Source organism: Ilumatobacter nonamiensis YM16-303 (assembly GCF_000350145.1).
GTDB classification, from domain to species: domain Bacteria; phylum Actinomycetota; class Acidimicrobiia; order Acidimicrobiales; family Ilumatobacteraceae; genus Ilumatobacter_A; species Ilumatobacter_A nonamiensis.
On the sequence record NZ_BAOL01000211.1, the window covers coordinates 1 to 13,288 of the forward strand.

Annotated in this window: 14 protein-coding genes and 1 riboswitch; of the genes, 9 read left to right on the forward strand and 5 right to left on the reverse strand. The window is 68.4% G+C overall.

Features of this window, described 5'->3' with window-relative positions:
• A partial coding sequence (locus tag ON45_RS23210) for a hypothetical protein (RefSeq protein ID WP_040495506.1) occupies positions 1-606 on the forward strand: 606 nt, incomplete at its 5' end.
• 120 nt (positions 607-726) lie between these two features.
• Complete coding sequence (locus ON45_RS17310; RefSeq protein WP_158412486.1) at positions 727-2,085, forward strand: sortase; 1,359 nt, start codon at positions 727-729, stop codon at positions 2,083-2,085.
• 38 nt (positions 2,086-2,123) lie between these two features.
• Here the strand turns inward: ON45_RS17310 and ON45_RS17315 are convergent, their stop codons facing one another.
• From ON45_RS17315 to cobO, 5 genes are read right to left on the reverse strand one after another with little or no spacing between them, the layout of a single operon-like run.
• Positions 2,124-3,056: a DUF368 domain-containing protein gene (locus tag ON45_RS17315; RefSeq protein WP_148288744.1), complete on the reverse strand. Its 933-nt coding sequence runs from the start codon at positions 3,054-3,056 to the stop codon at positions 2,124-2,126.
• A gap of 44 nt (positions 3,057-3,100) precedes the next feature.
• Positions 3,101-3,874 carry an adenosylcobinamide-GDP ribazoletransferase gene (gene cobS / locus ON45_RS17320; RefSeq protein WP_051063280.1) on the reverse strand — a complete coding sequence of 258 codons (774 nt, stop codon included), beginning with the start codon at positions 3,872-3,874 and terminating at the stop codon, positions 3,101-3,103.
• Positions 3,853-4,848 carry a nicotinate-nucleotide--dimethylbenzimidazole phosphoribosyltransferase gene (gene cobT, locus ON45_RS17325; RefSeq protein WP_040495508.1) on the reverse strand — a complete coding sequence of 332 codons (996 nt, stop codon included), beginning with the start codon at positions 4,846-4,848 and terminating at the stop codon, positions 3,853-3,855. Before cobT ends, cobS begins: the two co-directional genes overlap by 22 nt.
• Positions 4,845-5,384 carry a bifunctional adenosylcobinamide kinase/adenosylcobinamide-phosphate guanylyltransferase gene (locus tag ON45_RS17330; protein ID WP_040495509.1) on the reverse strand — a complete coding sequence of 180 codons (540 nt, stop codon included), beginning with the start codon at positions 5,382-5,384 and terminating at the stop codon, positions 4,845-4,847. The genes cobT and ON45_RS17330 overlap by 4 nt, the downstream gene beginning before the upstream one ends.
• Before the next feature lie 7 nt (positions 5,385-5,391).
• Entirely contained in the window at positions 5,392-5,976 is a 585-nt protein-coding gene (cobO, locus tag ON45_RS17335) for a cob(I)yrinic acid a,c-diamide adenosyltransferase (RefSeq protein WP_040495510.1), read from the reverse strand.
• A gap of 29 nt (positions 5,977-6,005) precedes the next feature.
• Positions 6,006-6,169, forward strand: a riboswitch (adenosylcobalamin (AdoCbl) riboswitch).
• A gap of 51 nt (positions 6,170-6,220) precedes the next feature.
• On the opposite strand from cobO, the gene ON45_RS17340 reads away from it, so the two are divergent.
• The 7 genes from ON45_RS17340 to ON45_RS22330 all read left to right on the forward strand — a co-directional run bounded on the left by ON45_RS17340 (position 6,221) and on the right by ON45_RS22330 (position 13,257).
• The gene (locus ON45_RS17340) at positions 6,221-7,273 is read left to right on the forward strand and encodes an ABC transporter substrate-binding protein (RefSeq protein ID WP_083915113.1); all 1,053 of its coding nucleotides are present in this window, start codon (positions 6,221-6,223) and stop codon (positions 7,271-7,273) included.
• Between the two features lie 7 nt (positions 7,274-7,280).
• Positions 7,281-8,327 (forward strand): FecCD family ABC transporter permease, encoded by a 1,047-nt coding sequence (locus tag ON45_RS17345; protein WP_040495511.1) that lies wholly within the window; start codon positions 7,281-7,283, stop codon positions 8,325-8,327.
• Positions 8,324-9,118, forward strand: a complete 795-nt coding sequence (locus ON45_RS17350; protein WP_040495512.1) for an ABC transporter ATP-binding protein — start codon at positions 8,324-8,326, stop codon at positions 9,116-9,118. Before ON45_RS17345 ends, ON45_RS17350 begins: the two co-directional genes overlap by 4 nt.
• Positions 9,115-10,101, forward strand: coding sequence for an aminotransferase class I/II-fold pyridoxal phosphate-dependent enzyme (locus tag ON45_RS17355; protein WP_040495513.1), 987 nt, complete (start codon positions 9,115-9,117; stop codon positions 10,099-10,101). Before ON45_RS17350 ends, ON45_RS17355 begins: the two co-directional genes overlap by 4 nt.
• Complete coding sequence (gene cbiB, locus ON45_RS17360; RefSeq protein WP_051063284.1) at positions 10,098-11,060, forward strand: adenosylcobinamide-phosphate synthase CbiB; 963 nt, start codon at positions 10,098-10,100, stop codon at positions 11,058-11,060. Before ON45_RS17355 ends, cbiB begins: the two co-directional genes overlap by 4 nt.
• A complete protein-coding gene (locus ON45_RS17365) occupies positions 11,048-12,418 on the forward strand; it encodes a cobyric acid synthase (RefSeq protein WP_040495514.1) in 1,371 nt (456 codons plus the stop codon). Before cbiB ends, ON45_RS17365 begins: the two co-directional genes overlap by 13 nt.
• A 251-nt stretch (positions 12,419-12,669) precedes the next feature.
• Positions 12,670-13,257 (forward strand): class II aldolase/adducin family protein, encoded by a 588-nt coding sequence (locus tag ON45_RS22330; RefSeq protein ID WP_158412488.1) that lies wholly within the window; start codon positions 12,670-12,672, stop codon positions 13,255-13,257.
• Positions 13,258-13,288: the final 31 nt, after the last annotated feature.

Consider the following 13,288-nt stretch of genomic DNA (forward strand, 5'->3'; position numbering starts at 1 on the left):
GACCCGGACACCACCGACCCGGACACCACCGAGACCACCGAGCCATCCACGGGTGGGTCGACATCGGAGTGTGCCCCCGGAGAGCGTGAGATGGACGGCGAATGCACCCCGGTCGAGCCGGTGAAGCTGATGCTCGTCGACAACGTCGTCGAGTGCGACGGCCACGGTGTCGCCCGCTTCGCAGCGTTCAACGACAACGTGTTCCAGATCGAGAACGAGCACGAATCAGCGCTCAACGCGCCTCCCGGCGGCGAAGCTCCCGAGCTGCTGAACGAGCGGGACTTCGTTGCGGACGACGGGTCGGAGACCGCAGCGATCTTCACTGTCCGGTACGTCACCTCGGTGACGTGGAACGTCGAACACGACGGGCTCGTGGCCACGATCGGTGCCGGCATCAACAACGCGACACCCACCGACGAGTGCCCGCTCGCCAAGTCCAACGCCCTCGGCGCCCCCGGCCTGCTCCAGACGCCGGGTGACGGCGCTGCTCCGACCGGCTCGAGCAACTCCTGGCCGTTGTCGCTGCTGGCTGCGATCCTCAGCGGAGTCGGAGTGCTGCTCCTCCTCATCGGCGCCTCGCGGCGTCGACCGACGATCACAGGCTGACCCTCGTGTCGACATCCAGCCGGGGCGTGGAGCCTCCGCTGGATGTCGACGATGGTGGGATACAGTGATCACCGCAATCGCCCACGCTGGCCCCTGCACCCTCTCGTCGGCGTGGCAGCAGTGAGCGGTACCACGAACCGGACGATCGTGTCGAACGAATCCACCTCCGACCTCGACTCCAGCGCAGCCGGAGGACGTGACGACGGCAACCGTCGGCGCTGGATCGACCAGGACGAGCTCCGGCATCGCCCCAGCCATTGGCACGACCCATCGCCGCCGAAGAACCTGAAGTACGGCGTCATGCTCGCCGGCAAGGTGCTGCTGGTCGTCGGAGCGCTGCTGGTCGGCTTCGTCGTCTACCAATCCTGGGGCACCGGGATCGAGGCAGCCCGTGCCCAGGACGGACTCCAGAACGAGTTCGAGGACGTCACGGCGGCGACCTCCGACGTGCCCGAGACGACGGCGCCGCCCACCTCCGTACCGCCTCCAGAGACCACCACAGCGCCGGAGGAGGACGCTGCGGTGTTGACGACGTCCAGCGCTCCTCCTTCGACAGCACCGCCCGTGCAGTCGATCATGATTCCGGAAGTCGCCCGCGGGGAGGTGCTCGCCAAGCTCGAGATCCCGCGGATCGGCAAGACGGGCGACTCCGCTCTGTTCGTCGTGCCGGGAGTGAGCAGGGATGACCTGAAGAACGGTCCCGGCCACTTCCCCGGGACGCCGCTCCCGGGACAGCTGGGCAACGCCTCGATCGCCGGCCACCGCACGACCTACGGCGAGCCGTTCCGGAACCTCGATCAGCTCGAAGAGGGCGACGAGGTGATCGTGACCGTGACGACCGGACAGAGGTTCGTGTACGACGTGGTCAGCCAGCAGGTCGTGGAGCCCGACGATCTCTGGGTGGTCAGCACCCAGACACCCGATGTCGCCCTGCTCACGTTGACCTCGTGCGACCCGGTCGGGAGCGCCGAGTTCCGCCTCGCCATCCATGCCGTACTCGACGTCGAACAGTCGGATCCCGTCGGTCCCCCGACCCTGTACGACCTGCCCGACGGCGCCGCCGCCCCCGTCGCAGGTCCGACCCCGATGCCGATGCCGGTGACCGTTCCGACCGACGCCGACGCAGCTGAACCGAGTCCGGCCGCCGAACCGGCGGCGGCACCGACGACGGCAGCGGTTGCGGCGACGGCGGCCGACCCGATCGAGGATGCAGAGCCGACGTCACCGGAACCCTCGGCCGATCCCGTGGTCCAACCGGAGGCCGATGCCTTCGGAGTCGGTTGGTTCGCCGACCGGGGGGCCTTCCCGCAGATTGCGATCTGGGCCGGTGCACTGTTGGTGATCGTGTTCCTCGGCTACCAGGTGGCCCGACAGACCCGTCGCTCGCTGCTCGGTGTCGCGTTCGGCGTGGTCCCGCTCCTCGTCGCGCTGTACTTCTTCTACCAGAACGTCAGCCGCCTGCTTCCACCTGGTTTCTGAGTGACGCCGGGCCGGTCCCGCCTCGAGCGGAACTCCGGTCAGTCGAGGGAGTCGGGCATCGTGCCGACGCGCGAGCTGAAGTGCTCGACGGCGATGACGGCGGCTGCGCCGGCAACGGCGAGCAGGATCGGGAGCGCGATCTCATCGGCGGGGGCTGACAGCGTCGTCGTGGACGTGCCGTTGGGCCACGGCCACAGCACGCGCATCGAGCCGAGCATGAGGCCGATCATCACCGCGATCACCTGGTTGCGGTGGTTCTCCAGCAGGTGGTTGAGCAACGTCGAGAAGAGCGCCAATCCGATGATGCAGCCCACCATGAACGCGGCGAGCGAGGCGAAGTCGCGGTCGTTGACGGCGCCGAGCACCTCGGTGTACATCCCGAGGATCACGAGGATGAAGGAGCCGGAGATGCCCGGGAGGATCATGGCGCAGATCGCCACCGCTCCGGCGAGTGCGAAGACCCAGAACGGCTGGGTGACGACCTCCGCCGTTCCCTCGGCCACCTCGGTGTCCTCGCGCAGTCCGAGCAGCAGGAACAACGCCACGCCCACGCCCAGCATGATGCCGATCGCCGTCGAGTCGACGCGATCGAGCAGGTGGAACGCGATCCAGAGCGTCCCGACGACCAGTCCGAAGAACAGACCCGCCATGGCGATCGGCTGGTCGTGGAGGAGTTCCTCGAGGACGGACGAGAGCGCGAAGACGGCGACGAGGATGCCGACGAGCAGCGAGATCAACCAGACCCATTCGATGTCGCGCAGGGTCTGGCGGAAATCGGTGATTCGACCGGTCAGGACCTGGCGGAGCCCGCGTGCGCCGGTCCGGATGTTGCGGATCAGTCGGTCGTAGATGCCGAGGACGAGGGCGACGGTTCCGCCGGACACTCCGGGAACGATGTCGGCAGCGCCCATCGCGAACCCGCGTGCGAACTGCGCCACGTAGGTGAGGGGGGAGCGACGGGTTTCAGACACGGCCGGTGAGGCTATCCAGCCTCGCCGGCCGTCCGGCCCGGAGGTCAGGCCCACCAGAGCGACGAGCGCAGGGCGAGTCCGCTGACGACGATGAGCACGAGACACTCACCGACCTGCTCGACCGCTCCGAGGATGTCGCCGCTCACGCCGCCGAACGCGCGCACCGCGATCGCACTGACGATCAGCGCGCCGAGCGCGACCGCGCCGGCGAGCGGCGCGACCCACCAGCCGACCGCGAGTGCGGCCAGTGCGAGTGCCGCACCCACGCCGACTGCTGCCCGCGCCGGTCCGAGCGTTCGGGAGTAGTCCGCGCCGAGTCCGTCGACCGGGACAGGTGGTGCGATCGCCATCACCCCGACCGCGGCGCCGCGGCCCAGCGTGTGCGCGGCCACGAGTCCCGCGAACGCGGCTGCCGGACCGAGCGATGCCACGCACACCACGCGTACCAGGATCGTGCCGACCATGGCGGCGACGCCGTAGCTTCCGTGACGCGAATCCTTCAAGATCTCGCGACGCCGCTCCGGGTTCCAACCGCCCATCGCGTCCGCGGTGTCGGCCAGTCCGTCCTCGTGGAACGCACCCGTGATCATCACCCCGAACATCACCGCAACCGCCGCAGCGACCGCTGCCGGTACGAGGTGGTCGAGTCCGGCAGCCGCCCCGCCGACGGCCGCGCCGATCACCGCTCCGACCACGGGGAACCAGGGCACGCAGGTCGCCAGGTCGGGGGCGGTCCGCAGTCGGATCGGAACCCGGGTGAGGAACTGGAACGCTCCGAGGAACCCGAGCGGCGGCATCAGCCGGGTGGCCCGAACCACTCGTCGAACGTCGCGACCTCGACGACACCGGCGCACGCCATGTTCACGATCGGCACCGCGGCCAACGCCCCCGACCCTTCACCGAGGCGCATCTCCAGGTCGAGCAGCGGATGCTTGCCCAACCGCTCGAGCAGCAGTCGATGACCCGGCTCCGACGAGCAGTGACCGACGATGCAGTGATCGAGCGCGGTGGGTTCGGCGACGTGCAGCGGGAGCATCGACGCGGTGCAGATGTAGCCGTCGAGCACGATCGGGATCGACCGGTGCCGGGCCGCCACCGCGGCCGCCGCCATCCCGACGAGTTCCGAACCCCCGACTTCGCGCAGGATCTCCAGCGGATCGACCACCCCGGCGATGCGCCGCACCGACTGGCGGACGGCCTCCTGCTTGCGTTCGAGTCCGGCGTCGTCGATGCCGGTGCCGCGACCGACCCACATCGTCGCCTCACCGCCCGCGAAGGCTGCGGCGATCGCTGCCGCTGCAGTGGTGTTCCCGATGCCGAGTTCGCCGAGCACCAGCAGGTCGGTGTCGAGCGCGTCGACGGCCTCGAACGCCAAGGCGGTGATCTCGTCGAAACGCTCCGGCGTCAGTGCCGCCTCGTGTCGCATGTCGCCGGTCGGGACGCCGACGCCCACGTCGACCGCGGTGACGCTGGCGTTCGCCGTCCGCGCGAACGCGTTGATCGTCGCCTTGCCCTGCTGTGTGGCCGCGAGCATCGCGGCCGTCACCTCGCTCGGATAGTTGCTCACTCCTGCGGCGGTGACACCGTGGTCGGCCGCGAAGACCAGCACCGCCGGCCGTTCGACCGACGGGCGGGAGGACCGTTGCCATCCCGCCTTCCAGACCGCGACGTCATCGAGCCAGGCGAGCGCGTCGGCGGGTCGCAGAACCTTGTCCGCGCGGTCGCGCACCGCGGCCCGGGAGGCATCGTCGGCGACGGGAAGTCCGGCGAGGCGGTCGTGGAGGAGGCTCACGGCAGGAGAGTCCGCGGGTCGTCGAGTCGCGTGGCCCGTCCGGCGACCATCAGGAGCGTCGGGTCGGCGACCGCTGCCCAGATCTGGTTGACGCGACCGAGCACGTCGCGGTACCGGCGCCCGAGATCGGTGTCCGGGTGAATTCCGAGTCCGACCTCGTTCGTGATGACCACCGTCGGATCATCGCGCCCGGCAGCTCGCGCAGCCGCATCTCGCGCTGCGTCACCGATCGCGTCGTCGGTGAGATCCTGCCACATCAGGTTCGACGTCCACAGGGTCAAGCAGTCGATGATCGCGAGCCCGTTCGGCACGCGCTCGATCGCCCCGACCAGGTCGGTGGTTTCCTCGATCGTGGTCCATCCGCTCGGCCGTTCCGACTGGTGACGTTCGATCCGGTCGGCCATGTCGTCATCGAGGGCGGTCGCGGTCGCGATGTAGGTGACCGCGATGCCCGCAGCGTGGTGCCGATGCCCGATGTCGACGGCGAGCGCGCTCTTGCCGCTGCGCGCGCCGCCGATGAGCAGGGTCAGGGCCATCGAACGCTCAGTAGTCGAGGCCGCGCATTGCGCGGACGCCCTGCTGGTAGGCGTGCTTGATCTCGGTCATCTCGGTCACCGTGTCGGCGATCTCGATCAACTCCGGGGCCGCGTCGCGTCCGGTCACGATGATGTTCACGTGGTCGGGACGGTTGCGGATCGGCTCGACGACCTCCTCGATCGGGAGCCAGCCGAACGACGTGAGATACGTCAGCTCGTCGAAGATCAGCAGCTGGTGTTCCCCGGCTGCGATCAACTCGCACGCCGTCGACCAGCCTTCTCGGGCGTGGGCGATGTCGTTGGACAGATCCTCGGAGTTCCACGTGAACCCGTCGCCGAAGGCGTGCCACTCGACGCCGAGCTGGCGCCCGACCTTCTCCTCGCCGACCTTCCAGTTGCCCGACTTGATGAACTGGACGACAGCGACGTTCCAGTCCCTGGCCACGCCGCGCACCATCATCCCGAACGCCGACGACGACTTGCCCTTGCCTCCGCCGGTGTTGACCACGACGAGGGACTTCGCCCGGTGGAGGCCGTCGGGGCGCGGATCGTCCGTCGGCGCGGAGTTGTTCAGGTCGGTGTCGTCACTCATGGAATGAGGCAGGCTACGCAGCGCGGACTACCCTGTCGAACTGTCGACGACAGAGCGAAGCCGGTGTGACTCCGGCACTGTCCCGCAACGGTGATGACGAGTCGAGGTACCTGATGGTCCGACGGCTCGTCCAGTCCGGTCGCCCCTGTCGTTGACGCGAATGAACATCCCTCGAGGCAAGGGACGGTTCGCACCGATGGTGACGAAACCCAGCTTGTCCTCCAACTTCCCCTGGAGGAACATCATGCGTACACCCCAACGGCCGAAGCGCCGAACGTTGATCGCCGCGCTCGCCGGTCTGTCACTCGTGGCCGCCGCGTGTGGCAGCGACGACGCCGACACGAGCGACGAGACCGACACGACCGAGGCGGCGTCCGCCGATTCGGAGGCTCCAGACACGGAGGCGCCGGACACGGCAGCTCCCGACACCGAGGCTCCGGACACGGCCGCTCCCGGATCCGAACCCGCCACGAGCGAGGCGGCCGACACCGATGGAGAGGCCTCGTCGGAAGCGCCCGAGCGCGTCGTGTCGCTGAGCCCGACCCACACCGAGATCATGTTCGCGATCGGCGCGGGCGACCTGCTCGTGGCGATCGACGAGAACTCGAACTACCCCGCCGAAGCACTCGACGTGCCGCACGATCTGTCGGGCTTCGAGCCGAACGTCGAGGCGATTGCCGGATACGAGCCCGACCTCGTCCTCATCGGCGGCGACTTCAACGGGCTCGGCGATCAGCTCGGCGAGCTCGAGATCGAGTCGTGGGACGGACCTGCGGCCAGCACGTTCGACGACACGTACACGCAGATCGAACAACTGGGCGCCATCACCGGCCACGTCGCCGAGGCCGCCGAACTCGTGTCCGAGATGCAGACCAGCATCGACGAGATCGTCGCGGAAACCCCGGCGCCGGAGGCACCGCTGAGCTACTACCACGAACTCGGCCCGGAGCTCTTCACTGCCACGTCGACGACGTTCATCGGTGAGGTGTACGGCATCTTCGGACTGGAGAACATCGCCGACCCGCTCGAAGCGGACGCCGGTCAGTATCCCCAGTTGAGCGCCGAGACGCTGGTCGAGGCGAACCCGGAGCTGATCTTCCTCGCGGACACGAAGTGCTGCGGCGAATCGGCCGAAACCGTCGCCGCTCGTGACGGGTTCGACACGATCGTGGCCGTCCAGAACGGCAACGTCATCGAACTCGACGACGACGTCGCCTCGCGCTGGGGTCCGCGGATCGTGGACTACATCGAGACCGTGTCGAGCGCCGTCGAGCAGGCCTCGGTCCCGGCCGGCTGATTCGCCGATGACGTCGACCGGGAGCGCGGCGCGGTGGTACGTCGCTGCCGTCGCGCTGCTGGTCGCGTCGATCATGCTCGGTGCGTCGATCGGCGCGGCCGGCCCCGCCGCGTGGCGGGTGCCGCTCGCGCTGCTCGACCATCTCCCTCTGATCTCGATCGATGCCGGGATCTCCGAGATCGACTGGAACATCATCTGGAAGATCCGGATGCCGCGGGTCGTGCTCGGGATGCTGGTCGGCGGAATGCTGTCGATCGGTGGTGCCAGCTACCAGGGGGTTTTCCGGAATCCACTCGTCGATCCGTACCTGCTCGGCGCAGCGGCCGGTGCGGGTCTCGGTGCGATCATCGTCTTGACGATCGCCCGCGACACGACGTCGAACTGGACGGTCGACCCGGTTCCCGTCGCCGCGTTCTGCGGAGCGATGCTCACCGTCTTCGTCACGTACCTCGTCGGGTCCGGATACCGGGGAAGCGGCCAGAGCGGGACCACGCTGGTGCTCGCAGGCGTCGCGGTGACCGCGTTCGTGACCGCGGTCCAGACCTACATCCTCCAACGCAATGCCGACGTCGTGCGAGAGGTCTTCGCCTGGATTCTCGGCCGACTGTCGTCCGCCTCGTGGTCCGACGTTCGCCTCTGCCTGCCGTACATCGCCGTGAGCGTCATCATCCTGTTCGCCATGCGACGTCACCTCGACCTGCTGCGTGTCGGTGACGAGGAAGCGAACGCGCTCGGCATGTCGGTCGGTCGCACGCGGCTGATCGTCGTCGCCGCCGCCACGCTCGGTACCGCCGCCGCTGTCGGGGTCAGTGGGCTGATCGGCTTCGTCGGGCTGGTCGTGCCGCACGTCGTGCGCCTCGCCGTCGGATCGAGCTATCGCAACCTGATCCCACTGTCGTTTCTCGTCGGAGCATCATTCCTGATCCTCGCCGACATTCCCGGGCGCACCCTGCAAGGCGGAGCGGAGACACCGATCGGCGTCGTCACCGCCTTCCTCGGTGCCCCGTTCTTCATCTATCTCCTGCGCACCCGGGCAGCTCAGGTCGCCCAATGAGCGGGCTCACCTTCGACACGGTGGATGTGTCGTATGACGACCGGGCAGCCGTCGTCGGATTCTCGAACGAGGTGGCGTCGGGGGAGTGGGTCGGGTTGATCGGTCCGAACGGAGCCGGCAAGTCGTCGCTGCTCCGAGCGGTCGCGGGGCTCACCGACTCCGATGGCGTGATCAGCGTGGATGGACGGCCACTTGCGGCGATGAGCATTCGCGAGCGGGCCCGCCACGTTGCCTACGTCGCCCAGAATCCGATCACACCGGAGGACATGTCGGCGTTCGACTACGTCCTGCTCGGACGCTGGCCGTACGTCGGTCGATTCGGGGCCGAGTCCAGCCGCGATCGAAAGGCGGTCGACGAGGTGTTCGAGCGGCTCCGACTCATCGATTTCCGGGAGCGTCGCCTCGGGGAACTCAGCGGTGGAGAGCGTCAGCGCATCGTGTTGGCGCGTGCGCTCGCCCAGGAGACGTCGGTGCTCCTGCTCGACGAACCGACATCGGCGCTCGACATCGGACACCAGCAACAGGCGCTCGAACTCGTGACCGAACTGCGGTGTCACCAGCAGTTGACGGTGGTCGCGGCGATGCACGACCTGACGCTGGCCGGGATCTACTCCGATCGTCTGGTGATGCTCGACGACGGCATCGTGGTGGCCGACGGTTCGGCAGCCGAGGTGCTCACGGCCGAACGATTGGGCGACGTGTACCACGTCTGCGTGACCGTCGACATCGACCCCGACGACGGCGCGGTGGTGGTCGTTCCCCGCCGGGGTTTCCCGGTCGACGGGTCGTGAGTCGAGTCCCGACGGGTGCGGGCTCCGCACCGGGTGCACACGGAGGCGACGCCGTGCGCGTCGCCCGTTCGATGGGCGTCGACCCGGCGACTTTGATCGACCTCTCGATGAGCATGAACCCGTTCGCGCCGGACGTGGCGTCCGTCGTGGCCGATCGGGTTCGGGCGATCGACCGGTATCCGGACCCGGGTGATGCCGAACGGTCGCTCGCCCGCGCGATCGGTGTGTCGGCCGATCGACTCGTGCTCACGAACGGGGGCGCCGAGGCGATCGCCTTGGTCGCGGCGCAGCAGCCCGTCGGTGAAGTCGTCGATCCGGAGTTCTCGCTGTATCGCCGTCATCTCCGCGCGATCGAGGTCGGAGCTCCCCGTTGGCGGTCCAGCCCGTCGAATCCGCTCGGCCGTCTCGTGGACCGCCGCGTCGATGGCGACGCGGATCCGGTGGGTCGCCAGGGATACGACGTGTGGGACGAGGCGTTCTACCCGCTCGCGACGGGCGAGTGGACCGACCCGACGTTGCACGACGCCGCGGTCTGGCGGCTCGGGTCGCTGACCAAGACCTGGTCCTGCCCTGGTCTTCGGTTGGGATACGCGATCGCTCCCGACGAGGAGTCGGCAGCAGCGATTCGTCTCCGTCGACCGGAATGGTCGGTCAACGCGCTCGCCGTCTCGGTGATCGAACCGTTGCTCGACCTGACCGACCTGGCGGCGTGGGCCCAACGCATCGCGTCGGCCCGATCAGCGCTCACGGATGAACTGAACCGTCTCGGCTTCCGAGCCGAGGCGACGCAGGCGAACTGGCTGCTCGTCGGTGACGACGCTCGATCCGGACGTGACCTGCGGTCCGATCTGCTCCACCACCGGGTGCTCGTTCGCGACTGCGCGAACTTCGGTCTTCCCTCGGTCTTTCGGGTCGCGGTTCCACACCCGGACCGCATGGACCAGGTGGTCGGTGCGTTCCGAGCGGTCGCTGCCGGGCGATGATCCGCGTCGCCGCACCCGCACCCGGCCTGCCGACGGCGATGGTGGGCGCGTTCGCCGTCGATCGAGTGCTCGGTGAGCCCCCGGCATCGCTCCACCCGGTCGCTGCGTTCGGATCGCTGATGAACGCTCTGGAGGCCCGGGTCCATGCCGACTCGCGTCGCGCCGGCATGGCGTACACCGCGGTCGGTATCGCGACCGGGCTCACAGCCGCCGCGGTGCTGCGCCGGATGCTCGGTCGAACAGGATCGACGGTGGTCGCCGGCTCGATCGCCATCGCCGGTTGCATGCTCGAGCGGGAAGGCGTGCAGATCGCTGAACGGCTGCGAGCGGGCGACATCATCGGCGCTCGCAACCGTCTCGGCACGCTTGTCGGTCGGACGACCGATGACCTCACCGAACACGAGATCGCGCGTGCCGTCGTCGAGTCGCTCGCCGAGAACACGGTCGATGCCGTCACGGCGACGCTCTTCTGGGGTTCGGTCGGAGGAGCAGCCGGTGCCCTCGTCCATCGCGCGGTGAACACGATGGATGCGATGGTCGGTCATCGATCCGATCGGTATCGCCGGTTCGGGTGGGCGAGCGCTCGCCTCGACGATGTCCTCAATTGGGTGCCCGCCCGCCTCACGGCGCTCGCGACGATGGTCGCGGTGCCGTCGCGTGCCGGAACCATCTGGCGGATCGTTCGGCGCGACGCCCGCCGGCATCCCTCTCCGAACGGTGGTGTCGTCGAGGCGGCGTTCGCGGCAGCGCTCGACGTCCGAATCGGTGGCCGCAACCGCTACGCAGGCACCGTGGAGGACCGAGGCGTTCTCGGCGACGGTCCCGCACCGGTCGCCGACGACATCGAGCGCGCCGCCCGCTTGGCACGCCGGGTCGGTGCGATCACGGCGATCGGATGTGTCGTCGTGGCGTGCGCAGGTTCGACGGTTGCTCGCCGCCGGGCAGGATGGTCGCGATGAAGCCGTTGATGGTGCTCGGCTGCACGTCCGATGCCGGCAAGTCGTGGATCGTGACCGCGTTGTGTCGATGGTTCGCCCGGGAAGGCGTCCGGGTGGCGCCGTTCAAGGCACAGAACATGTCGAACAACGCTCGTGTCGTGGCCGGGGGTGAGATCGGTGTCGCCCAGTGGTTGCAGGCGAAGGCTGCCGGTGTCGAGCCCGACGTACGGATGAATCCGGTGCTGTTGAAACCCGAAGCCGACACGCAGAGCCAGGTCGTCGTGCGCGGCGTGGTGGATCGTGAGCTGAGCACGATCCCGTGGGAGCACCGCCATGACGCGCTGTGGACGCCGATGGCCGAATCGTTCGACGACCTGCGCGACGAGTTCGACCTCGTGGTGATCGAGGGGGCGGGAAGCCCCGCAGAGATCAACCTGCGGGACCAGGTCAACAACCGAATGATCCAGCACGCCGACGCGGCGGGACTCCTGGTGTCGGACATCGACCGGGGAGGTTCCTTCGCCCACCTCTACGGAACGTGGGCGCTCGTGCCCGACGAGACCCGGGACCGATTGCGTGGTTTCGTGCTCAACCGGTTCCGGGGTGACGCGACACTGCTCGCGCCGGGTCCCGAGCGGTTGACGGAACTGACCGGAATGGACTTCACGGGCGTGGTCCCGATGATCGACCACCAACTGCCACGGGAGGAGGGTGCCGACGAGCGCTCGACCGCAACCGTCGGTGCCCCTCGCGTGGTGATCCCCCGCCTGCCGTACGGGTCGAACCTCGACGAGTTCCAACTCCTCTCGACCGTTGCGTCGATCCGCTGGACGGCCGGACCCGGCGCGTTCGACGACCTCGATCCCGACCGCGATCTGATCGTGCTCCCGGGTTCGAAGCACGTCATCGCCGACCTGGACTGGATGCGTCGGTGCGGTCTCGCCGAGGCTGTGATCGGCGCCGTGAGCAGGGGTGTTCGATGCGTCGGCGTGTGCGGTGGAGCGATGATGCTCGGCCGCTCGATCGACGATCCCACCGGTGTCGAAGGTGGCCGCCCGGCGCGACGCGACGGCCTGGGCCTGCTCGGCCACGACACGGTGCTGAGACCGTCCAAGTCGACGGTGCTCACCGAGGTCGATGCGTTGGGCGGACGATTTTCCGGGTACGAGATCCGCTACGGCGAACTCACCGATGGGCAGCGGTTCATCTCCTCCGGCGTCGTTGCAGCGACGACCGTCCACGGCTTGTTCGAGCATCCCGAGTTCGTGCACCGTCTGCTCGGAGTCGCCGTCGAACCGGTGCTCGAGCAGACGTTCGACCTGCTCGCCGACACCATCGACGAACATCTGGACGTGTCGGCATTGCGGGCGTCGCTGTAGGCATTCCGCGCCGGAATCGGCGGCGCGGCCGGTGCGTACACTGGAACCCATGGAAACGGCCGAGGAGAGCGAGTACCCGGAATTCGACGGTGTCGAGGCGTACGGGACGGTGCGTTCGGTCGAGGCCGAACGTGCCCACCGCAAGCGGATCTGCGCGCTCGGGTACCGCATCTTCGCGGCGCAGCGCTGGGGTCAACTCGGCGACGGGCACATCTCCGCCCGGGACCCCCGAACTGACCGACCATTTCTGGTTGCTCGACTGGGGCGTCCCGTTCGGAGAGGCGACGGTCGATCGGCTGATGCTCGTCGGTCCCGATGGTGAGGTGAAGGATGCCAACGGCGATCCGACCGGTGCGGTCAACACGGCCGGATACAACATCCACGCGCCGATCCTCGCGGCGCGACCCGACGCCGTGTCCGCCGCACACACGCACACCCAGTTCGGGACGCCGTGGTCGGCGAACGTCGAACCGTTCCGGGCGCTGAGCCAGGAGTCGTGCGCGTTCGTGTTCGACCAGGCGATGTTCGACGACGAGGAGGTCGAGGTGCTGTCGGTCGACGGTGGGAAGCGGATCGCCGCCGCGCTCGGCGACTCGAAGCTCTGCGTGCTCCGGAACCACGGCTTGCTCACGGTCGGTCGAACTGTCGAAGCAGCGGTCGGCTGGTTCGTGATGGCCGAGCGCGTCGCCGAAGTACACGTCAAGGCGCCCGCGGGCTCACCGATCAGCGACGAATCCGCTGCGATCGCCGCGTCCACGCTGTCGCCCGAGGCTGCCGGCTGGCGTGTCTTCCAGTGGCTCCAGCGCAACCTGGTCCCCGACACCTCCGTCGTCGAATGACCCCGTTCTCGTGAACAGTTCGCGCACGGAG